General features: G+C 71.2%; 23 protein-coding genes. 8 read left to right on the top strand and 15 right to left on the bottom strand.

The annotated features are described in order from the left end of the window. The first annotated feature begins 13 nt into the window (after positions 1-13). Genes fabG through ACZ7N4_RS30240 form a run of 3 tightly spaced genes read left to right on the top strand, consistent with a single transcriptional unit; the run spans position 14 to position 2,450 of the window. Positions 14-718, top strand: a complete 705-nt coding sequence (gene fabG, locus ACZ7N4_RS30250; RefSeq protein WP_471364262.1) for a 3-oxoacyl-ACP reductase FabG — start codon at positions 14-16, stop codon at positions 716-718. Positions 719-720: 2 nt separating this feature from the next. Continuing rightward, positions 721-1,419, top strand: coding sequence for an HAD-IA family hydrolase (locus tag ACZ7N4_RS30245; protein WP_471364259.1), 699 nt, complete (start codon positions 721-723; stop codon positions 1,417-1,419). Positions 1,420-1,451: 32 nt separating this feature from the next. Further along, the gene (locus ACZ7N4_RS30240; RefSeq protein WP_471364256.1) at positions 1,452-2,450 is read left to right on the top strand and encodes an alpha/beta hydrolase; all 999 of its coding nucleotides are present in this window, start codon (positions 1,452-1,454) and stop codon (positions 2,448-2,450) included. An 87-nt stretch (positions 2,451-2,537) separates the two neighbouring features. On the opposite strand, the gene dapD is transcribed toward ACZ7N4_RS30240, so the two are convergent. From dapD to ACZ7N4_RS30225, 3 genes are all read right to left on the bottom strand, one after another. After that, a complete protein-coding gene (gene dapD, locus ACZ7N4_RS30235) occupies positions 2,538-3,524 on the bottom strand; it encodes a 2,3,4,5-tetrahydropyridine-2,6-dicarboxylate N-succinyltransferase (RefSeq protein WP_471364253.1) in 987 nt (328 codons plus the stop codon). 64 nt (positions 3,525-3,588) lie between these two features. Further along, positions 3,589-4,125, bottom strand: a complete 537-nt coding sequence (locus ACZ7N4_RS30230; RefSeq protein WP_471364249.1) for a TetR/AcrR family transcriptional regulator — start codon at positions 4,123-4,125, stop codon at positions 3,589-3,591. Then, positions 4,125-4,448 (bottom strand): DMT family transporter, encoded by a 324-nt coding sequence (locus tag ACZ7N4_RS30225; protein ID WP_471364246.1) that lies wholly within the window; start codon positions 4,446-4,448, stop codon positions 4,125-4,127. Before ACZ7N4_RS30225 ends, ACZ7N4_RS30230 begins: the two co-directional genes overlap by 1 nt. Before the next feature lie 106 nt (positions 4,449-4,554). Between ACZ7N4_RS30225 and ACZ7N4_RS30220 the strand changes: the two genes are divergently transcribed. Further along, positions 4,555-5,286 carry an AbfB domain-containing protein gene (locus ACZ7N4_RS30220; protein ID WP_471364243.1) on the top strand — a complete coding sequence of 244 codons (732 nt, stop codon included), beginning with the start codon at positions 4,555-4,557 and terminating at the stop codon, positions 5,284-5,286. A 70-nt stretch (positions 5,287-5,356) separates the two neighbouring features. Here the strand turns inward: ACZ7N4_RS30220 and ACZ7N4_RS30215 are convergent, their stop codons facing one another. Genes ACZ7N4_RS30215 through ACZ7N4_RS30180 form a run of 8 tightly spaced genes read right to left on the bottom strand, consistent with a single transcriptional unit; the run spans position 5,357 to position 11,941 of the window. Further along, positions 5,357-5,689: a metal-sulfur cluster assembly factor gene (locus ACZ7N4_RS30215; protein WP_067313221.1), complete on the bottom strand. Its 333-nt coding sequence runs from the start codon at positions 5,687-5,689 to the stop codon at positions 5,357-5,359. Next, entirely contained in the window at positions 5,686-6,153 is a 468-nt protein-coding gene (gene sufU, locus ACZ7N4_RS30210) for a Fe-S cluster assembly sulfur transfer protein SufU (protein ID WP_467923985.1), read from the bottom strand. The genes ACZ7N4_RS30215 and sufU overlap by 4 nt, the downstream gene beginning before the upstream one ends. A 16-nt stretch (positions 6,154-6,169) precedes the next feature. Next, complete coding sequence (locus tag ACZ7N4_RS30205) at positions 6,170-7,426, bottom strand: cysteine desulfurase (protein ID WP_471364237.1); 1,257 nt, start codon at positions 7,424-7,426, stop codon at positions 6,170-6,172. Next, entirely contained in the window at positions 7,423-8,187 is a 765-nt protein-coding gene (gene sufC / locus ACZ7N4_RS30200) for a Fe-S cluster assembly ATPase SufC (protein ID WP_471364234.1), read from the bottom strand. Before sufC ends, ACZ7N4_RS30205 begins: the two co-directional genes overlap by 4 nt. 7 nt (positions 8,188-8,194) lie before the next feature. After that, positions 8,195-8,515, bottom strand: a complete 321-nt coding sequence (locus ACZ7N4_RS30195) for a non-heme iron oxygenase ferredoxin subunit (RefSeq protein ID WP_471364231.1) — start codon at positions 8,513-8,515, stop codon at positions 8,195-8,197. Next, positions 8,512-9,732: a Fe-S cluster assembly protein SufD gene (sufD, locus tag ACZ7N4_RS30190; protein WP_471364228.1), complete on the bottom strand. Its 1,221-nt coding sequence runs from the start codon at positions 9,730-9,732 to the stop codon at positions 8,512-8,514. The genes ACZ7N4_RS30195 and sufD overlap by 4 nt, the downstream gene beginning before the upstream one ends. Positions 9,733-9,788: 56 nt before the next feature. Further along, a complete protein-coding gene (sufB, locus tag ACZ7N4_RS30185) occupies positions 9,789-11,210 on the bottom strand; it encodes a Fe-S cluster assembly protein SufB (RefSeq protein WP_360747512.1) in 1,422 nt (473 codons plus the stop codon). Beyond that, a complete protein-coding gene (locus tag ACZ7N4_RS30180; protein ID WP_471364225.1) occupies positions 11,207-11,941 on the bottom strand; it encodes a helix-turn-helix transcriptional regulator in 735 nt (244 codons plus the stop codon). The genes sufB and ACZ7N4_RS30180 overlap by 4 nt, the downstream gene beginning before the upstream one ends. A 183-nt stretch (positions 11,942-12,124) precedes the next feature. Between ACZ7N4_RS30180 and ACZ7N4_RS30175 the strand changes: the two genes are divergently transcribed. The 4 genes from ACZ7N4_RS30175 to ACZ7N4_RS30160 all read left to right on the top strand — a co-directional run bounded on the left by ACZ7N4_RS30175 (position 12,125) and on the right by ACZ7N4_RS30160 (position 15,803). Continuing rightward, positions 12,125-12,940 (top strand): AAC(3) family N-acetyltransferase, encoded by an 816-nt coding sequence (locus tag ACZ7N4_RS30175; RefSeq protein ID WP_471364222.1) that lies wholly within the window; start codon positions 12,125-12,127, stop codon positions 12,938-12,940. A 31-nt stretch (positions 12,941-12,971) separates the two neighbouring features. Next, positions 12,972-13,949, top strand: coding sequence for an ABC transporter ATP-binding protein (locus ACZ7N4_RS30170; RefSeq protein ID WP_471364218.1), 978 nt, complete (start codon positions 12,972-12,974; stop codon positions 13,947-13,949). Between the two features lie 50 nt (positions 13,950-13,999). Next, entirely contained in the window at positions 14,000-14,716 is a 717-nt protein-coding gene (locus tag ACZ7N4_RS30165) for an ABC transporter permease (protein ID WP_471364511.1), read from the top strand. An 85-nt stretch (positions 14,717-14,801) separates the two neighbouring features. Beyond that, the gene (locus tag ACZ7N4_RS30160; protein ID WP_471364214.1) at positions 14,802-15,803 is read left to right on the top strand and encodes a COX15/CtaA family protein; all 1,002 of its coding nucleotides are present in this window, start codon (positions 14,802-14,804) and stop codon (positions 15,801-15,803) included. 33 nt (positions 15,804-15,836) lie between these two features. Here the strand turns inward: ACZ7N4_RS30160 and ACZ7N4_RS30155 are convergent, their stop codons facing one another. The 4 genes from ACZ7N4_RS30155 to ACZ7N4_RS30140 all read right to left on the bottom strand — a co-directional run bounded on the left by ACZ7N4_RS30155 (position 15,837) and on the right by ACZ7N4_RS30140 (position 19,222). Continuing rightward, positions 15,837-16,526 (bottom strand): nucleotidyltransferase, encoded by a 690-nt coding sequence (locus ACZ7N4_RS30155; RefSeq protein WP_471364211.1) that lies wholly within the window; start codon positions 16,524-16,526, stop codon positions 15,837-15,839. An 18-nt stretch (positions 16,527-16,544) separates the two neighbouring features. Beyond that, positions 16,545-17,651, bottom strand: coding sequence for an amidohydrolase family protein (locus ACZ7N4_RS30150; protein WP_471364209.1), 1,107 nt, complete (start codon positions 17,649-17,651; stop codon positions 16,545-16,547). A 223-nt stretch (positions 17,652-17,874) separates the two neighbouring features. Further along, positions 17,875-18,195, bottom strand: a complete 321-nt coding sequence (locus ACZ7N4_RS30145) for a hypothetical protein (protein WP_471364206.1) — start codon at positions 18,193-18,195, stop codon at positions 17,875-17,877. Between the two features lie 58 nt (positions 18,196-18,253). Then, positions 18,254-19,222, bottom strand: a complete 969-nt coding sequence (locus ACZ7N4_RS30140; RefSeq protein WP_471364202.1) for a heme o synthase — start codon at positions 19,220-19,222, stop codon at positions 18,254-18,256. Positions 19,223-19,248 lie beyond the last annotated feature (26 nt).

Raw genomic sequence — 19,248 nt, 5'->3', positions numbered from 1 at the left:
GCGAGGAGCTGAAATGAGCAGGACCGTCCTGGTGACCGGCGGAAACCGCGGCATCGGACTGGAGATCGCGCGGGTCATGGCGAATTCCGGCGACAAGGTGGCCGTCACCTACCGCACCGGTGAGCCTCCCGCCGAGTTCTTCGGCGTACGCTGCGACGTCACCGACCGCGACGACGCCGAGCGCGCCGTCGCCGAGGTCGCCCAGCAGTTCGGCCCGGTCCAGGTGCTGGTCGCCAATGCCGGCATCACCAAGGACGCGCTGGCTCCGCTGATGTCCGAGGACGCCTTCCGGGACGTCGTGGAGACCAACCTGGTCGCGGCGTTCCGCTTCGCCCGCCTCGTCGCTCCCGACATGGTGCGTGCCCGGTGGGGGCGCATCGTCTTCATGTCGTCGGTGATGGGGTTCCTCGGCTCCCCCGGCCAGGCCAACTACGCCTCCTCCAAGGCCGGATTGCTCGGTCTCACCCGCTCGCTCGCCTGGGAGCTCGGCTCCCGGAGCGTCACGGTCAACATGGTGACGCCCGGCCTGATCGAGACCGACATGATCAGGGGCGTGAAGGAGAAGCGGCGCGAGAGCCTGCTGACCCAGACCGCGCTGCGGCGCACCGGAACGCCTACGGAGGTCGCCGAGGTGGTCCGGTTCCTCGCGAGCGACGCGGCCTCGTACGTGACCGGAGCCTCGGTTCCGGTCGGCGGCGGCCTGGCGATGGGGCAGTGAGCGTGGCACCGCGTCCCCGCCGACAGGGGGAAAATACGCAGGGGTCCGCCGGCGCTCCGGTCCGCGCCGTCTGGACGGACTACGGAGGCGTTCTTGAGGTTCCGTCCACCAAGGTCACGGTGGCCAACTTCTGCCGGAAGATCGGCATTTCCCCGCCGCAGCTGCTCACGGCCATGGAGAAGGTCGCCGCCTCGCACGGGGTGGACCTGCTGGCTCCGCTCGACACCCCCCTCGTCACCCAGGAGGAGTGGTCGGCGCAGGTCGAGCACGTCCTGCGCGCCGATGAGGGGGTGGACGTGGACCTCTCCGACTTCCCGGCGCGCTGGTTCGAGGGCCGTACGGCCAACGAGCCGTGGGTAGCACATCTGCGGCGGCTGAACGCCGACGGGGTGTTCGTCGGACTGATGTCCAACATGGTGCCCGCCTGGGACGAACACTGGCGCCGGGTCGTCGCCCCGGAAGGGCTCTTCGCGGAGCTGGTCATGTCCTTCGAGGTCGGCAGCCGCAAACCGGAACCGGGTATCTTCCGCGTCGCCGAGGAACGCACCGGCTTCCTGCCGCACGAATGCGTGCTGATCGACGACATCGAGAAGAACTGCGCGGGGGCGAGGCAGGCCGGCTGGCACGCCGTCCATTTCACGGACCCGGCCCAGGCGATCAGCGAACTGAACGCGCTCCTCGGAGCGCACCGTCCTGAGTGACGGCGCAAGCCGCCGAACGGGGAAGGAACACCATGCCGATATCGTCACGCGCCGCCCTGACCTCCCGCGAGATCGTTCTAGATGCCCTGGGCGTACCGGTCTCCGGACTGCTCGCCGAGCCGTCGTCCGGCGCCCCGCGGACCGTCGTCGTGGCGTTGCACGGCGGCGGGATCCGGGCCGGGTATTTCGACGGTCACACCGAGCCCGGACACTCCCTGCTGGAACTGGGCACGGACCTCGGATTCACGGTCCTCGCGCTGGACCGCCCCGGATACGGTGAGTCGGCCTCCTTCCTGCCGGAGGGTCTCGGCACCCAGGAGCAGGCCATGCTGCTGCGTGCCGCCCTGCGGGACTTCGCGCGCACCCACGAGACCGGGGACGGTTTCTTCATCGTGGCGCATTCCAACGGGGCGAAGCCCGGGCTCGCCCTGGCCGCGCAGGACCATGAGGACAGCATCATCGGTCTGGACGTGTCCGGGCTGGGCAGCACTCCGGCGACGGAGGACACCATTCCGCGGCAGAGGACCGGCCGTATGGACTGGTTCCGGCACTGGGGCGACCCGGGTCTGTATCCAGCGGGGACCTTCCGCCGGTGCCGTTCGCTGCTGGCGCCGATCCCGGCCCAGGAGATCCGGGAGTTCCCCCTCTGGCCGGACATGTACTCCGGCATCGCCGCCTCGGTGCGGGCACCGGTCCGCTTCACCTTCGCCGAGCAGGAACCGTGGTGGCGCTCCGATGCCCGGGCCGTGACCGAGCTGACCGCGCCGCTGGCCTCCACGCGGGTACGGGTGGACCACCAGCCGGACGCCGGCCACAACATCAGCCTCGGCTGGGCGGCGCGGGCCTATCACCTCCGGGCCCTCGCCTTTCTGGAGGATTGTCTCCTCACCCGCCGGACCACCACGGCCCCACCCCCCGCTCCGGGCCCCGGTGACACCCCGGCCGTCGCCGACGGCATGCAGGCGACCGCGTCCTGGCAGTTCCTCAGCAGGGTCCTGTTCCCCCTGGCCCTGGCCCCGGACACCCCCTGACGCGGCGGCCCGCCGCCACCCGGCCCGCACGCCAAAGCGCCCTGCACCACGAACGTGGTGCAGGGCGCTCCGGCGGTGCGGGGTGTGTCAGTTGTGGCTGTGCAGGATGTCGTTCAGGCCGCCCCAGACCGCGTTGTTCGGGCGGGCCTCGACCGTGCCGGTGACCGAGTTGCGGCGGAAGAGGATGTTCGAGGCACCGTTCAGCTCGCGGGCCTTGACGATCTGGCCGTCGGGCATGGTGACCCGGGTGCCCGCGGTGATGTACAGGCCCGCCTCGACCACGCACTCGTCGCCGAGCGCGATGCCGACGCCCGCCTCGGCGCCGACGAGGCAGCGCTCGCCGATGGAGATGATCACATTGCCGCCGCCGGACAGGGTGCCCATCGTGGAGGCGCCGCCGCCGATGTCCGAGCCGTCGCCGACCACGACGCCCGCGGAGATGCGGCCCTCGACCATGGAGGTGCCGAGCGTGCCGGCGTTGAAGTTGACGAAGCCCTCGTGCATGACCGTGGTGCCGGCCGCGAGGTGCGCGCCGAGGCGGACCCGGTCGGCGTCGGCGATGCGCACGCCCTTGGGGGCGACGTAGTCCGTCATGCGGGGGAACTTGTCGACCGAGGTCACCTGGAGGTGCAGGCCCTCGGCGCGGGCGTTGAGACGGACCTTCTCCAGGTCGTCCACGGCGACCGGACCGAGCGAGGTCCAGGCGACGTTGGCGAGGTGGCCGAAGATGCCGTCCAGGTTCTGGCCGTGCGGCTTGACCAGGCGGTGCGAGAGCAGGTGCAGGCGCAGGTAGACGTCGTGCGCGTCGATCGGCTTCTCGTCCAGCGAGGCGATGACCGTGCGGACCGCGACCACCTCGACACCCCGGCGGGCGTCCGGGCCGGTCGCCGCGGTCGCGCCGCCGCCCAGCAGCTCCGCCGCCCGCTCGGCGGACAGCCGCTCGGTGCCGGCCGGGCCCGGCGCCTCGACCAGCTCGGGGGCCGGGAACCAGGTGTCGAGAACGGTGCCGTCGGAGGCGATCGTGGCGAGGCCGGCGGCGACGGCGCCGGTGGTACGGGTTGCAGACTCGGTCATGGGAGAAAACCTAACGTGGGTGGGGTGGTGAGGGCGAACCGCGTCTCACGTGCCGGGCGCGGGTTCAGGGGATCAGCCGAGCCAGCGCGGCGCGCGCGTACTCCTCGTCGTACGAACCGCCCGTCAGCAGCACCTGGAGGCAGATGCCGTCCATGAGCGCGAGCAGGGCGCGGGCGGTGACCGGGTCGGTGCGGCGGGCCAGCAGCGCGGCGGCGCCCTCGGTCCACTCGGCGGCGACGGGGCGCAGCGCGGGGCGGCGCAGCGCCGCGAGGTACAGCTCGTACTCCAGCTCCACGCCGGTCCGCTCGCCCGCCAGCCACCGCCCGAGCGCCCGGGCGAGGTCCGCGGCGAGGTCGCCCCGGCCGGTGTCCTCCGGCAGCAGCTCGGCCAGCACCCGGCCGAACCCCTCGTTCGACTGCCGCAACGCGGCCACCAGCAGTTCTTCCAGGGTGGCGAAGTGGTACGTCGTGGAGCCGAGCGGTACGTCCGCCTCGGCCGCGACCGTACGGTGGCTCAGCCCGGCGATGCCGTCCCGGCCGACCACGCGGATCGCCGCGTCGATGATCCGCTGCCGGCGCCCGGGGTCGTGCCGTCGGGGCATCAGTGCGCCGCTCCGCCGAGGTTCAGCACCACCACTCCGCCGATGATCAGCACGATCCCGGCGACCTTGGCGAGGCCCAGCCCCTCCCCGAACAGCAGCAGGCCCAGGACGGCGATGGCGGCGGTGCCCACGCCGGACCAGATGGCGTACGCCGTGCCGATCTGCACGCTCTTGAGGGTCTGGGCGAGCAGGGCGAACGACACGAGGTAGCCCAGCGCGGTCACGAGCGAGGGCCAGAGCCGGCTGAACCCCTCGCTGTACTTCATCGCCGTGGTGGCGGCGACCTCGGCGGCGATGGCGCCGGCGAGCAGCAGATATCCCATGTGTACGAGCGTACACAAGGACTGTGTACGGCCGTACACAACGGGAAAGTTTCACTTTCACAGAAACCGCTCGCGGTCGGCCCGGCCTCCACTACTGTGCGGGCCCGTGCCTGACAACACCCCCCGCGTCCGAAGACTCGGGCCGGCCGCCGCACTGGTCGTGGCGGTCGCCGCCGCCTGCGTGGCCGTACCCGCCCTGGACGATCAGTCTCCGCAGACGAAGGCCACCGCACCGGTGACACCACCCGACAACGGCCCCGGCCTGCTCTCCTTCGCCTCCCCGTCCCCCTCACCGGCGGGCACGACGGCGACCCCCGCGACCACGGGAGACCCCACACCCTCACCCCCGAGCCCCACCCGTCCGAAACGCACCCCCGCCAAGTCCCCCGCTCCCAGCCCCGGTTCGCCCCGGCCGACGGAGCCCCGCACCTCGGTCCGCTCCCTCAACTACCCCGACCGCTACTGGCACGTCAGCGACGGCCTGGTGAAGCTGGACCCCGTCACCTCGGTCCCGGCCCGCCGCGCCGCCACCTTCACCCGCGTCAAGGGCCTGGCCGACGCCCGCTGTTACTCCTTCACCACGGCCGACGGCAGCTACCTCCGCCACCGCGACTTCCTCCTGCGCGCCGAACCGGCCGACGGCTCCCCGCTCTTCCGGCAGGACGCCACCTTCTGCCCCCGGCCGTCCCCCGCCTCCGGAGCCGTCCTGCTGGAGTCGGTCGACTACCCCGGCCGCTTCCTGCGCCACCGGAACTTCCAGCTACGGCTGGACCCCTACCAGGACACCGCCCTGTACCGCGCGGACTCCGCGTTCCTGCTGGTGGACGGGCTGGCCTGAGCGGACGGAACCCGAACAGACGGAAGGGGGCCGTGGCCCATGGCCACGGCCCCCTCGCGCGCGTGCTGTGTCAGACGTTGAACCCGAGCGCCCGAAGCTGCTCGCGGCCGTCGTCCGTGATCTTGTCCGGGCCCCACGGCGGCATCCAGACCCAGTTGATGCGGAGCTCGTTGACGAGGCCGTCCGTGGCGGACTTGGCCTGGTCCTCGATGACGTCCGTCAGCGGGCAGGCCGCGGAGGTCAGGGTCATGTCGATCGTCGCGATGTTCGCGTCGTCGATGTGGATGCCGTAGATCAGGCCCAGGTTGACGACGTCGATGCCCAGCTCGGGGTCGACGACGTCGTACAGCGCCTCGCGGAGTTCCTCCTCCGAGGCCGGCTTCATCTCAGCGGTGTCGGTCATGCCGTCTTCCTTTCGGCGTCGGCGCCACCCAGCGCCTGGGCCGTCGCGTCCTTCCACGCCATCCAGCTCAGGAGGGCGCACTTGACCCGCGCGGGGTACTTGGAGACACCGGCGAACGCGACCGCGTCCTCCAGGACCTCCTCCATCGCGTCGTCGGGCTCGATCCTGCCCTTGGACTGCATCAGCTCCAGGAAGGTCTCCTGGATCTTCTGCGCGTCCGCCAGGTCCTTGCCGACCAGCAGCTCGTTCAGCACGGAGGCCGAGGCCTGGCTGATCGAGCAGCCCTGGCCCTCGTACGAGACGTCCTCGATGGTCGTGCCGTCGTACTTCACGCGCAGGGTGATCTCGTCGCCGCAGGTCGGGTTCACGTGGTGCACCTCGGCGTCGCCGTCCCTCAGACCACGCCCGTGCGGGTTCTTGTAGTGGTCCAGGATGACGTCCTGGTACATCGAATCCAGCTTCACGGTGTCGACACGCCTCTCAGCCGAAGAAGTTCCGAACGTGCTCCAGCCCCTCGACCAGAGCGTCGATCTCGGCCGGCGTGGAGTACAGATAGAACGACGCTCGCGTGGTCGCGGGAATTCCGTAGCGGAGGCAGACCGGACGGGCGCAGTGGTGGCCGACCCGGACCGCGATGCCCTGCTCGTCCAGGACCTGGCCCACGTCGTGCGGGTGGATGTCCCCCAGGGTGAAGGAGATCGCCGCGCCGCGGTCCTCGGCCGTGGTCGGCCCGACGATGCGGAGGTCGGGGACCTCGGCCAGGCGCCGCACCGCGTACTCCGTCAGCGCGTGCTCATGGGCGAGGATCTTGTCCATGCCGATCGACTGCAGGTAGTCGATGGCCGCGCCGAGGCCGACCGCCTGCGCGATCGGGGGCGTGCCCGCCTCGAACTTGTGCGGGGCCGGGGCGTAGGTGGACGAGTGCATCGAGACCGTCTCGATCATCTCGCCGCCACCGAGGAAGGGGGGAAGGTCCTCCAGCAGCTCCTGGCGGCCCCACAGGACGCCGATGCCGGTCGGGCCGCACATCTTGTGGCCGGTGAAGGCCACGAAGTCGGCCTGCAGCGCCTGCACGTCCAGCGGCATGTGCGGCGCGGCCTGGGAGGCGTCGATGCAGACGAGGGCGCCGACCTCCTGGGCGCGGCGGATTATCGTCTCGACCGGGTTGACCGTGCCCAGGATGTTGGACACCAGCACGAAGGAGACGATCTTCGTCTTCTCGGTGATGATCTCCTCGATGTTCGACAGGTCGAGCCGGCCGTCGTCGGTGAGACCGAACCACTTCAGCTTCGCGCCCGTGCGCTGCGCCAGCAGCTGCCACGGCACGATGTTGGAGTGGTGCTCCATCTCCGTGATGACGATCTCGGTCTCGTGGTCCACCCGGTAGGGCTCGTCGGCCCAGCCCAGCATGTTCGCCACGAGGTTCAGCGACTCGGAGGCGTTCTTGGTGAAGATGACCTCGTCGCGGCTCGGCGCGTTGATGAACTCGGCGACCTTGTCGCGCGCGCCCTCGTACAGCGCCGTGGCCTCCTCGGCGAGCACATGCACACCGCGGTGGACGTTGGCGTTGTAGCGCTCGTAGTACTCGCTCAGGGCGTCCAGCACCTGGCGCGGCTTCTGCGAGGTCGCCGCGTTGTCCAGGTACACGAGCTTCCTGCCGTCGTGGACGACGCGGTCCAGTACGGGGAAGTCCTTGCGGATCGCCTCGGTGTCGAGGAGGCCCGGCAGCTGTGTCACGCGGATGCGCCACCCTTCACGTACGACTCGTAGCCCTCGTTCTCCAGCTTGTCCGCCAGCTCGGGACCGCCGGACTCGACGATGCGGCCGCCGGCGAACACGTGGACGTGGTCGGGCTTGATGTAGCGCAGGATGCGCGTGTAGTGCGTGATCAGCAGGGTGCCGACCTCGCCGCTCTCACGGACGCGGTTGACGCCCTCGGAGACGATGCGGAGCGCGTCGACGTCGAGGCCGGAGTCGGTCTCGTCGAGGATCGCGACCTTCGGCTTGAGCAGCTCCAGCTGGAGGATCTCGTGGCGCTTCTTCTCACCGCCGGAGAAGCCCTCGTTGACGTTGCGCTCGGCGAAGGACGGGTCCATGTTGAGGCGCTCCATGGCCTCCTTGACCTCCTTCACCCAGGTGCGCAGCTTGGGGGCCTCGCCGCGGATCGCGGTGGCGGAGGTGCGCAGGAAGTTGGAGACCGAGACGCCGGGGACCTCGACCGGGTACTGCATCGCCAGGAACAGGCCCGCACGGGCGCGCTCGTCGACGGACATCTCCAGGACGTCCTCGCCGTCGAGCAGCACGGTGCCGCTGGTGATCGTGTACTTCGGGTGACCCGCGAGGGAGTAGGCGAGGGTCGACTTGCCGGAGCCGTTGGGGCCCATGATGGCGTGCGTCTCGCCCTGCTTCACGGTGAGGTCGACGCCCTTGAGGATCTCCTTCGTGGCGTTGTCGGCCTCGACGGTGACGTGCAGGTCTCGGATTTCAAGCGTTGCCATGGGTGCCTCAGGACTCCTGGGTGACGGAGACGAGAACGTCGTCCCCTTCGATCTTTACGGGGTATACGGGGACGGGGCGCGTCGCGGGGAGGCCGGACGGCTTGCCGGTGCGCAGGTCGAAGGCGGAGCCGTGCAGCCAGCACTCGATCTGGCAGTCCTCCACCTCGCCCTCGGAGAGGGAGACGTTCGCGTGGGAGCAGATGTCGTGGATGGCGAACACCTCGCCCTCGGTCCTGACGACCGAGATCGGCGTGCCGTCGAGTTCCACCCGCTTCGGGGTGTCCTCCTCCAGCTCGCTCAGCCCGCAGGCGCGTACGAACGACGTCATGCGACCGCAGCCTCCAGCTCTTCCTCGATCTTGGCGAGCAGGCGCTCCTCGATGTCGGCGACACCGATCTGCTGGACCAGTTCGGCGAAGAAGCCGCGGACCACCAGGCGGCGGGCCTCGTACTCCGGGATGCCGCGGGCCATCAGGTAGAAGAGCTGCTCGTCGTCGAAGCGGCCGGTGGCGGAGGCGTGGCCGGCGCCGACGATCTCGCCGGTCTCGATCTCCAGGTTCGGCACCGAGTCGACGCGCGCGCCGTCCGTGAGGACCAGGTTGCGGTTCATCTCGTAGGTGTCCGTGCCCTCGGCGCTGGCCTCGATGAGCACGTCGCCGATCCAGACCGCGTGCGCGTCGTCGCCCTGCAGCGCGCCCTTGTAGACGACGTTCGACTTGCAGTGCGGGGTGTTGTGGGTGACCAGCAGGCGGTGCTCCTGGTGCTGGCCGGCGTCGGTGAAGTACAGGCCGAACAGCTCGGCCTCGCCGCCGGGGCCGGCGTACTCCACGCGCGGGTGCAGGCGGACCACGTCACCGCCGAAGGTGACGACCACGGACTTGAAGGAGGCGTCCCGGCCGACCAGCGCGTTGTGCTGGGCGACGTGGACGGCCTTGTCGTCCCAGTCCTGGACGGAGACGACGGTCAGCTTGGCGCCGTCGCCGAGGACGTAGTCGACGTTGGTGGCGAGCACCGCGTCACCGGTGTGGTCGATGACCACGACGGCCTCGGCGAAGGCGCCCAGCTCGATCACCTGGTGGCCGAAGGCGGTGCCGCCCTGGCCGTGCACGGCGATGCGGATCGGCTCGGTGAGGACGGTCTCCTTGGCGACGGTCACGACCGAGGCCTTCTCGAAGGCCGAGTACGCCTGCGCGGCGACACGGTCCACGGGGGTGCCCGCCTTGCCGAGGCGCGCGTCGTCGCGCCCGACGGTCTCGACGGTGACGCCCTCGGGGGCCTGGACGTCGACCTTCACGCCGTCGCCGTTCGCGACGGCGGTGCCGTCGTGCAGCCCGCGCAGCCGCTCCAGCGGGGTGAAGCGCCACTCCTCCTCACGACCGTGCGGGACCGGGAAGTCCGCGACGTCGAAGGACGGGGGCGCGCTCATGCGCGAGACGACGGTCGACTCCGCGGCGACCGCGATCGAGCCGGCGGTGGTGGAACCCACGGGTGGGGGTCCCCCCGCGCGAGCGGAGCCGAGCGTGGGGGAGTTCTGGGCCTCAGCCATGGCTGTCGTAGTGCTCTCTTTCCTGAGTAAGACGTCTGCTGGCGATGGGGGCGGCCCTAGCCGACCGCGCCTTCCATCTGCAGCTCGATCAGCCGGTTGAGCTCCAGCGCGTACTCCATCGGCAGCTCCTTGGCGATCGGCTCGACGAAGCCGCGCACGATCATCGCCATGGCCTCGTCCTCGGAGAGGCCGCGGCTCATCAGGTAGAAGAGCTGGTCCTCGGAGACCTTGGAGACGGTGGCCTCGTGGCCCATCGACACGTCGTCCTCGCGGACGTCGACGTACGGGTACGTGTCCGACCGGGAGATCGTGTCCACCAGCAGCGCGTCGCAGAGCACGTTGGACTTGGAGCCCGGGGCGCCCTCGCCGATCTCGATCAGGCCGCGGTAGGACGTACGGCCGCCACCGCGCGCGACCGACTTCGACACGATGTTGGACGAGGTGTTCGGGGCCATGTGGACCATCTTGGCGCCCGCGTCCTGGTGCTGCCCCTCGCCCGCGAAGGCGATGGAGAGGGTCTCGCCCTTGGCGTGCTCGCCCATCAGGTAGACGGCCGGGTACTTCATCGTCACCTTGGAGCCGATGTTGCCGTCGATCCACTCCATGGTCGCGCCCTCGTAGGCCACGGCGCGCTTGGTGACCAGGTTGTAGACGTTGTTCGACCAGTTCTGGATGGTCGTGTAACGGCAGCGGGCGTTCTTCTTGACGATGATCTCGACCACGGCGGAGTGCAGCGAGTCCGACTTGTAGATCGGCGCGGTGCAGCCCTCGACGTAGTGCACGTAGGCACCCTCGTCGACGATGATCAGGGTCCGCTCGAACTGGCCCATGTTCTCGGTGTTGATCCGGAAGTAGGCCTGGAGCGGGATCTCGACGTGGACGCCCTTGGGCACGTAGATGAAGGAGCCGCCGGACCACACGGCCGTGTTCAGCGCGGCGAACTTGTTGTCGCCGGCCGGGATGACCGTGCCGAAGTACTCCTTGAAGAGCTCCGGGTGCTCCTTCAGGGCGGTGTCGGTGTCGAGGAAGATGACGCCCTGCTCCTCCAGGTCCTCGCGGATCTGGTGGTAGACGACCTCCGACTCGTACTGGGCGGCGACACCGGCGACGAGGCGCTGCTTCTCGGCCTCCGGGATGCCCAGCTTGTCGTAGGTGTTCTTGATGTCCTCGGGCAGGTCCTCCCAGGACTCCGCCTGCTTCTCCGTGGAGCGCACGAAGTACTTGATGTTGTCGAAGTCGATGCCCGAGAGGTCGGAGCCCCAGTTCGGCATCGGCTTCTTCTCGAAGAGCTTCAGGCCCTTCAGGCGCAGCTTGGTCATCCACTCCGGCTCGGACTTCTTGCCCGAGATGTCGCGGACGACGTCCTCGTTGAGGCCGCGCCTGGCGGAGGCACCGGCCACGTCGGAGTCGGCCCAGCCGTATTCGTACTTGCCCAGGCCCTCGAGCTCAGGGTGGGCAGTCTCCGTGGGGAGAGTCATGCGGGGTTCCTCCCGGCCGTGCTTGCAGGTGCGTCAGTGGATGTCTTGGGGATGAACGTCGTGCAGACGCCGTCGCCGTGCGCGATGGTCGCCAGTCGCTGGACGTGGGTACCCAGCAGCTCCGCGAAGATCTCCGTCTCCGCCTCGCACAGCTGCGGGAACTGTTCCGCGACGTGAGCGACCGGGCAGTGGTGCTGGCAGAGCTGCTCGCCGACCGGTGCGCTGCGCGCCGTAGCAGCGTACCCGTCGGCGCTCAAGGCCTTGGCCAGCGCTTCGGCGCGCTTGTCGGGGGTCACGGCCTCGATCGCCCTGCGGTACGCGCTCGCCTGGGCGGCGATCCGGGCGCGGGCGAAGGCGGCGACCGCCTCGGGGCCGCCCCCCTGCTCGGCGATCCAGCGGAGCGCGTCCGCGGCGAGCTTGTCGTAGGACTGGTCGAAGGCGTCCCGGCCGCAGTCCGTGAGCGCGAAGACCTTGGCGGGGCGGCCACGCGTGCGCGTGCCGTACACCCGCTGCTCGCGGGCCTCCACCACGTCGTCCGCGACCAGTGCGTCCAGGTGACGCCGGACGGCCGCCTGGGTCAGTCCCAGTCGGCCGGCGAGTTCGGCGACGGTCGACGGGCCGTGGTCCAGGATGGACCGCGCGACCCGGTTGCGCGTGGAGCGCTCACCGGTCGTTAGCTCCTCCTGGGGGGCACCCGTGGGGGTCTCCCGAGCCTCGCCGACGTTTTTCACAACGCCATTGTTGCGTAATTCCGCGGAGCCTGACAAGCGCCGTCCGGATCACCGGGGGTGCCCTGCGTCACTTAGGCATACCTAATCTGACCTGCGGAAACGATCTTTGATCGATCATCGCCGGTCCGTCGTCGCGGCCGATTCGGTGGCGGCTCAGCGCCCCGTCCGGAAGACTCCCGGACCATGCCCACACCCCCTCCGACCGGCCCTCTTGTCACCCGGGACACCCTCGCCGCCGGCCTGCGCCTGCTGGGTGTGGAGACCGGCGAGACCCTTCTCGTACATTCGTCGCTGAGCTCCCTCGGCTGGGTGAACGGAGGGGCGGTCACGGTCGTCCAGGGACTCCTCGACGTGCTCGGCCCGTCCGGCACGCTCGTCGTCCCCACCCAGACCGGCGACCAGTCCGACCCGGCCGTGTGGGGGAACCCGCCGGTGCCCAGGGAGTGGTGGGACCGGATCCGCGCCACCATGCCCCCGTACGACCCCCGGATCACCCCCGCGCGCGGCGTCGGCGTGATCCCCGAGACCGTGCGGACCTGGCCGGGCGCCCTGCGCAGCGCCCACCCCCAGACCTCCTTCGCCGCGCTCGGCCCCCGCGCGCGGGAGATCACCGAGGGCCACGCCCCCGACTGCCGGCTCGGCGAGCGCAGCCCCCTGGCCCGGCTGGAGGAGCTGGGCGCCCGGTCGCTGCTGCTCGGCGCGGGCTACGACTCCTGCACCGCCTTCCACCTCGCCGAGTACCGCATACCCGCGCCCCTCGTACGGGTCGGACGGCCCGCTCCCGGCGGCGGCTGGGAGACCGTGACCGAGGTGTCGATCACCTCGGACCGGTTCGACGAGCTGGGGCACGACTACGAACGGGACCGGCCCGTCGTCCGCGGCACGGTCGGCGCGGCGGAGGCGCGGCTGTTCCCGGTCGCCGACGCCGTGGCCTACGCCGAGCGGTGGCTGCCCCTGCACCGCCCCCGCGAGACGGACTTCCCCCACCCGGACACCTGACCGGCACGCGCGCTCCCTAGACTCTGGAGCCATGCGAAGTGAGCCCGCCGACCCGTCTCCCGACCACCACTCCTCAGGGAGACGCTTCGCGTCAAGCCCGCTCATCGAGGTCCGGGCCCTGGTGAAGCGGTACGGCACGAAGACCGCGGTGAACGGCCTCGACCTGGTGGCCCGGCCGGGCGTGACCGCCGTCCTCGGTCCCAACGGGGCGGGGAAGACGACCACGGTCGAGACCTGCGAGGGGTACCGGAAGCCGGATTCCGGCACGGTGCGCGTCCTGGGCCTCGACCCGGTCCGGGACTCCGCCGAGCTGCGGCCCCGCATCGGCGTGATGCTCCAGTCCGGGGGTGTGTACTCCGGCGCCCGCGCCGACGAGATGCTCCGGCACGTCGCCAGGCTGCACGCGCACCCGCTGGACGTCGACGCCCTCGTCGAACGCCTCGGCCTCGGGTCCTGCGGCCGCACCTCCTACCGCCGGCTCTCCGGCGGCCAGCAGCAGCGTCTCGCGCTCGCCATGGCCGTCGTGGGCCGCCCGGAGCTGGTGTTCCTGGACGAGCCGACCGCCGGACTCGACCCGCAGGCCCGCCGGGCCACCTGGGACCTGGTGCGGGACCTGCGCGCCGACGGCGTGTCGGTGATCCTCACCACGCACCACATGGACGAGGCCGAGCAGCTCGCCGACGACGTCGCGATCATCGACGGCGGCCGGGTGATCGCCCAGGGCTCCCCGGAGGAGCTGTGCAGGGGCGGAGCCGAGAACACGCTGCGCTTCACCGGCCGCCCCGGCCTCGACGTCGGGTCCCTGCTCAAGGCGCTCCCGGCCGACTGCACGGCCGCCGAGCTGACCCCGGGCTCCTACCGGGTCGCCGGCAAGGTCGACCCCCAGCTGCTGGCCACGGTCACCTCCTGGTGCGCCCAGCACGGGGTGATGCCCGACCGGATCTCGGTGGAGCGGCACACGCTGGAGGACGTCTTCCTGGAGCTGACCGGCAAGGAGCTGCGCTCGTGACCACGGCGGGTACGTACACCCCGAAGCCCGGAGCCGCCCCGCTCCCCCGCATGATCGCGGCGCAGGCGGCGCTGGAGACGAAGATGCTGCTGCGCAACGGCGAGCAGCTGCTGCTGACGGTCGTCATCCCGACCCTGCTGCTGGTGCTCTTCAGTTCGGTCGACATCGTGGACACCGGCAAGGGCAAGGCCGTCGACTTCCTCGCCCCCGGCGTCCTGGCGCTGGCCGTGATGTCGACGGCGTTCACGGGGCAGGCGATCGCCACCGGCTTCGAACGCCGCTACGGCGTGCTGAAGCGGCTCGCCTCCTCCCCGCTGCCGCGCTGGGGCCTGATGACCGCGAAGACGGCGTCCGTCCTGGTCACGGAGGTGCTCCAGGTCGTCCTGCTGACCGTCATCGCCTACGCGCTGGGCTGGTCGCCGCACGGCAACCCCGCCACCGTGCTCCTGCTGCTCGTCGCCGGTACGGCCGCCTTCTCCGGGCTCGGCCTGCTGATGGCGGGCACGCTGAAGGCGGAGGCGACGCTGGCCGCCGCCAACCTGGTCTTCCTGCTGCTCCTCGTGGGCGGCGGGGTGATCGTGCCGCTGGAGAAGTTCGGCTCCGCCGGGCAGCACGTGCTCGGTCTGCTCCCCGTCTCCGCCCTCTCGGACGGCCTGCGGGACGTCCTCCAGCACGGCGCGGGCGTGCCCTGGGGCGACCTGGGGATCCTGGGCGTGTGGGCGGTCGTGGGCCTGGCGGCGGCCGGGAGGTTCTTCCGCTGGGAGTGATGCGGGGAGGGCGGGGGCGACGCGGGCGGCGCCGTCCACCGGACCCTCGTGAACGCATGCACAAGCGGCGGCCTACGATGGTGTCGTGCCAAAGCTGACCCGCGCCGACGCCGAAGCGGCCCTGCGCAACCCGCTCGCCTTCATCGCCGACCGCTGGACCCCGGACCCCCGGACCGTCCGCCGGGCGGCCCTCGCCGCGCTCGTGATGTCGGTCGTCATCGTCGTCACCGGTGGCGCCGTCCGCCTCACCGGCTCGGGCCTCGGCTGCCCGACCTGGCCCACCTGCACCGACGACTCGCTGACCACCACCCGGGCCATGGGCTTCCACGGGGTCGTCGAGTTCGGCAACCGCATGCTGACGTACGTGCTGTGCGCGGCCGTCGGCTGGGCGATCATCGCGGCCCGCTCCCGGAAACCCTGGCGGCGCGGCCTGACCCGGCTGGGCTGGGCCCAGTTCTGGGTCGTCATGGGCAACGCGGTGCTCGGCGGCATCGTCGTCCTGGTCGGCCTGAACCCGTACACGGTCGCCGCGCACTTCCTGCTCTCCACGGCCCTGATCGCCATCGCCACGGTGATGTGGCAGCGCACCCGGGAGGGCGACGGGGCGCCGCGTCCGCTGGTCGGCAAGGCGGTGCAGCAGCTGGTGTGGTTCCTGGTGGCCGCGTCCGTGCTGCTCATCGCGGTCGGCACGGTGGTGACCGGGGCCGGCCCGCACGCCGGCGACTCCAGCGAGGTCGAGCGCATCCCGATCGACTGGGAGACGGTCTCCAAGCTGCACGCGGTGCTCGCCTGGATCGTGGTGACGCTGACGTTCGCCCTGTGGTTCGTCCTGAAGGCGGTCGACGCGCCGAAGGCCCCACTGGCCCGGACGCGTGAGCTGTTCGTCATCCTGCTGGCCCAGGGGACCGTGGGCTACGTCCAGTACTTCACCCACCTTCCGGAGGCGCTGGTGGCCGCGCACATGCTCGGCTCCACGGTGATGTGGATCTGGGTCCTGCGCGTCCTGCTCTCGCTGCGCGAGCGCCCGGAGAGCGGCCTGGTCCTGCCGGACCCGTCGGCCGGCGTACCGGTCGGCACGCGCGCGTGAGTCACCGCGAGGCCTCGACCACGCGCGCGTGAGTCACCCCGACGCCGCGACGAGGGCGTCGATCGCCGGCCCGAGATAGGCGCGGGTCAGCTCGGCGCGCCGGGTGAGCCAGGCGGTGGAGGCCGGGTCCGGGGTGCCGTACCGGCGGCGGGTGACGTCCTCGACGACCTCCGCCGGAGCCCCCAGTGCCGTCAGCTCGTTCAGGGCCTCCCGCTTGGAGACCAGGCGGCCGTCGCGGAGGGTCACCGTGGCCCGGGCGAAGGTCAGCAGGCCCAGGTCCACCCAGACGTCCTGCCGCCACAGCCGCGCCCTGTCCACCGCCGGGCGCCAGAAGTCCCGCTGGTCACGGACGACGAAGTCGGCCAGCTGCCGGTCCGGCACCGCCGGGAGCAGTGCGGCCGGGGTCTCGCCGTACAGCACGCGTCCGAATGCGATGAGCTCGCGCCGGGTGACGGGGGTGACCGGGCGGCGCATCAGCCGTCCGTGCGCCCAGGTGAGGTGCGAGCGGTCCACGTCGTCCAGGGTGGCCGGTGTGACGTAGGTGCAGTGGAGCTTCGCCGCGAGCGGCTCCCCGCGCAGCCGCCGGTGCGTCCCGGCCAGCCGTCGTACGGTCCCCAGGGTCACGGGGCCGCCGCCGGCCAGTGAGCCGTGCGCCCACAGGGCCCGGGGACGCAGGGGCAGCAGGGCGTGCAGGAACCCGTCGAGCAGGGCCGTGGTCGTCATCGGCCCAGTCTGCGCGGCTCAGCCCAGCCCGTACACCCGGCGGGCGTTGTCCGCCGCGATCAGGCGGGCCACCCGCTGGGCGTCCTCCGGGGACCAGGCACCCTCGGCGACCCAGCTGCCCAGTACCCGGCCGAGGGCCTCGCGGAAGAGGCGGGCGCCGACGACGTGCAGTTCGGGCAGGCCCTGCGCGCCGGTGGAGAAGAGGATCTTGCCGAAGGGGGCCAGCTCAAGGATCTCGGCGAGGACCGTGGCCGCGCGGGCGCCGGTGCGGACGAGTGCGGCGCCCGCGTCGGCGTAGACGTGCGGGAAGACGCCGGCCAGGTGGGCGGCGTGGCGGTGGTACGGATAGCCGTGCAGCAGGATCAGGTCGGTGCCGAGGCCGGCGGTGGCCCGGACGAAGTCCGTCAGCAGCACCGGGTCCGTGCGGTCGATGCGGGAGCCGGGCTCGCCGAGGCCCGCGTGCAGCTGCAGGGGCAGCCCCGAGGCGACGGCGATCCACAGCAGGTGTCTGAGCAGGACGGGGTCCGTGAGCGCGCCGCCGACCCGCCGCCCGGCCAGCCAGCGGCCCGCCGCCCCTCGCGCCTCCCCCGGTCCCGGCGGCTCGGGGGCGAGCGCCAGTCCGTGCCGGAGACCCGCGACGGAGGTGAAGGCGACGGCGGTCGCCGCGGCCCCGTGCACCGACTCGGCGAGGTTGGCCAGAAAGGACTCGACGGTGCCGGAGGTGTCGGCGACCTGCTCGGCGAGCAGCTCCAGCCGGACGATCTCCCGGGCCTCGGCGTCGCCCGCTCCGGCCAGCTCGGCGGGGCCGGTGAGGTCGCCGGGCAGGCCGGTGTCGACCAGGTACGTCGTGATGCCGCTGCCGCGCAGCAGTCTGCGGCCCGACTCCAGCACGCCCAGTTCCCGGCGCCGGGCCAGGTAGCGGGCGGGCGGGCAGTGGGGTTCCAGGCCGAGCAGGGGCGGGCACCAGCGCCGTACGGCGAAGCCGGTCTGGGTGTCGAAGAGGGTGGTGCCGGGGGCGGGCGGCCCCTCGGTGCGCGCCAGCTGGGCCTCGAAGGTGCCGAGGCCCAGTTCCGTCCGCAGTACGCCGTGGCAGTACTGGTCCACGAGGGACGGCGTTTCGATCATCCGGGCTCCCCCGTGAGGACGCGCTGTGCTGCCTTACCCGTCCTAACGGGTGAACCGGGTTCAGGTGGCGGCAGCCGACCGAAAGGGGCGCCCGGCCGCCGATCGCGTTCCGGCCACTCGATCGCGTTCCGGCCGGCGATCCTCTGCCCGGCCACCCGATCGCGTTCCGGCCGCCGATCCCGCGCCCAACCACCCGATCGCGTTTCCGGCCGCCGGTCCCGCGTCAGCCGCCGATCTGGATACCGGCCATCCGCTTCCACTCGTACGGCCCGGTCGTCACCTTCGCCGCGAACTCGCCGTCGAAGGACTCGTGGGCCGTGATGCCCGCCTTCTCGACGGCCTTCCCGGCGATCTCGTACGTGGGGGCCACCAGGTCGCCCCAGCCGCCGTCCTCGCCGACGAGGACGATACGGGCGCCGCGCCGGCCGATGTGGGCCACCTGGCCCTCGGCGCCGCCGTGGGCCTTGGAGAAGGCGCTGATCTCCCGGGCGAGCCTGGCCACCGTGCGCTCGGCCCTCGCGTCAACCTGCTGCGTGTCTGCCATGGCCAGGATGCTACCGACGAGTAGATCGACTGGCGAGAGCGGGCGCCTGTGACATGCGTCAGCGCAGGAAGGGATCCACCGCGATCGCCACGAACAGCAGCGACACATAGGTGATCGACCAGTGGAACAGCCGCATCTCCTTCAGCTTCCCACCCGTGACCTCGGCCTTGGCCCGGTTCTGGAGCGCGTGCGCCTCCCACAGCCACCATCCGCCGGCGGCCAGTGCGACGGCCGTGTAGAACCAGCCGGTGTAGCCGAGGGGCGTGAGGAGCAGGGAGACGGCGACCATGACCCAGCTGTAGAGGACGATCTGCCGGGCCACGACCTTGTTGGAGGCGATGACCGGCAGCATCGGCACGCCCACGCGCGCGTAGTCGTCCTTCACCTTCATGGACAGCGGCCAGTAGTGCGGCGGGGTCCAGAAGAAGATCACCATGAACAGGACGACCGGCGCCCAGGAGAGCGAGTCCGTCACCGCCGACCAGCCGATGAGCACGGGCATGCAGCCCGCGATGCCGCCCCACACGATGTTCTGCGACGTACGCCGCTTGAGGATCATCGTGTAGACGACGACGTAGAAGAGGAGCGCGCCGAGGGAGAGCCAGGCGCTCAGCCAGTTGACCGTGAGGCCGAACAGCAGCGTCGAGACGACGGCCAGGGAGATGCCGAAGACCAGGCACTCGCGCGGGCTGACCATGCCGGTCACCAGGGGCCGCTGCGAGGTGCGGTCCATCAGGGCGTCGATGTCCCGGTCGATGTACATGTTCAGCGCGTTGGCGCCGCCCGCGGACAGGTAGCCGCCGACGCAGGTCAGCAGGACCAGCGTCAGGTCGGGCACGCCCTGCTGGGCGAGGAACATGACCGGAACGGTGGTGATGAGCAGCAGCTCGATGATCCGCGGCTTGGTCAGCGCCACGAACGCCTTGACACGGGCCCCGAACGGCCGGTGAACCGGGCTTTGGCTCGCACCGAGCGCACCCGCTGGACGGGATTCGACGGCCGTCACGCACACCCCTGACAGAGACATCCCAGCAAGCCCCCCCGTGTGAAGTG

Source organism: Streptomyces sp. NPDC107654 (genome assembly GCF_055639035.1).
This window is presented reverse-complemented; position numbering and strand designations above follow the sequence as displayed.

What these genes read in the sequence shown, in the direction of transcription:
- ACZ7N4_RS30150 (WP_471364209.1), bottom strand. Translation starts at nt 17,651, where the DNA reads ATGATCGAAACGCCGTCCCTCGTGGACCAGTACTGCCACGGCGTACTG.
- dapD (WP_471364253.1), bottom strand. Translation starts at nt 3,524, where the DNA reads ATGACCGAGTCTGCAACCCGTACCACCGGCGCCGTCGCCGCCGGCCTC.
- ACZ7N4_RS30155 (WP_471364211.1), bottom strand. Translation starts at nt 16,526, where the DNA reads ATGACGACCACGGCCCTGCTCGACGGGTTCCTGCACGCCCTGCTGCCC.
- ACZ7N4_RS30230 (WP_471364249.1), bottom strand. Translation starts at nt 4,125, where the DNA reads ATGCCCCGACGGCACGACCCCGGGCGCCGGCAGCGGATCATCGACGCG.
- ACZ7N4_RS30165 (WP_471364511.1), top strand. Translation starts at nt 14,000, where the DNA reads ATGATCGCGGCGCAGGCGGCGCTGGAGACGAAGATGCTGCTGCGCAAC.
- ACZ7N4_RS30175 (WP_471364222.1), top strand. Translation starts at nt 12,125, where the DNA reads ATGCCCACACCCCCTCCGACCGGCCCTCTTGTCACCCGGGACACCCTC.
- sufC (WP_471364234.1), bottom strand. Translation starts at nt 8,187, where the DNA reads ATGGCAACGCTTGAAATCCGAGACCTGCACGTCACCGTCGAGGCCGAC.
- ACZ7N4_RS30140 (WP_471364202.1), bottom strand. Translation starts at nt 19,222, where the DNA reads ATGTCTCTGTCAGGGGTGTGCGTGACGGCCGTCGAATCCCGTCCAGCG.
- ACZ7N4_RS30170 (WP_471364218.1), top strand. Translation starts at nt 12,972, where the DNA reads ATGCGAAGTGAGCCCGCCGACCCGTCTCCCGACCACCACTCCTCAGGG.
- sufB (WP_360747512.1), bottom strand. Translation starts at nt 11,210, where the DNA reads ATGACTCTCCCCACGGAGACTGCCCACCCTGAGCTCGAGGGCCTGGGC.
- sufD (WP_471364228.1), bottom strand. Translation starts at nt 9,732, where the DNA reads ATGGCTGAGGCCCAGAACTCCCCCACGCTCGGCTCCGCTCGCGCGGGG.
- ACZ7N4_RS30145 (WP_471364206.1), bottom strand. Translation starts at nt 18,195, where the DNA reads ATGGCAGACACGCAGCAGGTTGACGCGAGGGCCGAGCGCACGGTGGCC.
- ACZ7N4_RS30240 (WP_471364256.1), top strand. Translation starts at nt 1,452, where the DNA reads ATGCCGATATCGTCACGCGCCGCCCTGACCTCCCGCGAGATCGTTCTA.
- ACZ7N4_RS30195 (WP_471364231.1), bottom strand. Translation starts at nt 8,515, where the DNA reads ATGACGTCGTTCGTACGCGCCTGCGGGCTGAGCGAGCTGGAGGAGGAC.
- ACZ7N4_RS30225 (WP_471364246.1), bottom strand. Translation starts at nt 4,448, where the DNA reads ATGGGATATCTGCTGCTCGCCGGCGCCATCGCCGCCGAGGTCGCCGCC.
- ACZ7N4_RS30215 (WP_067313221.1), bottom strand. Translation starts at nt 5,689, where the DNA reads ATGACCGACACCGCTGAGATGAAGCCGGCCTCGGAGGAGGAACTCCGC.
- fabG (WP_471364262.1), top strand. Translation starts at nt 14, where the DNA reads ATGAGCAGGACCGTCCTGGTGACCGGCGGAAACCGCGGCATCGGACTG.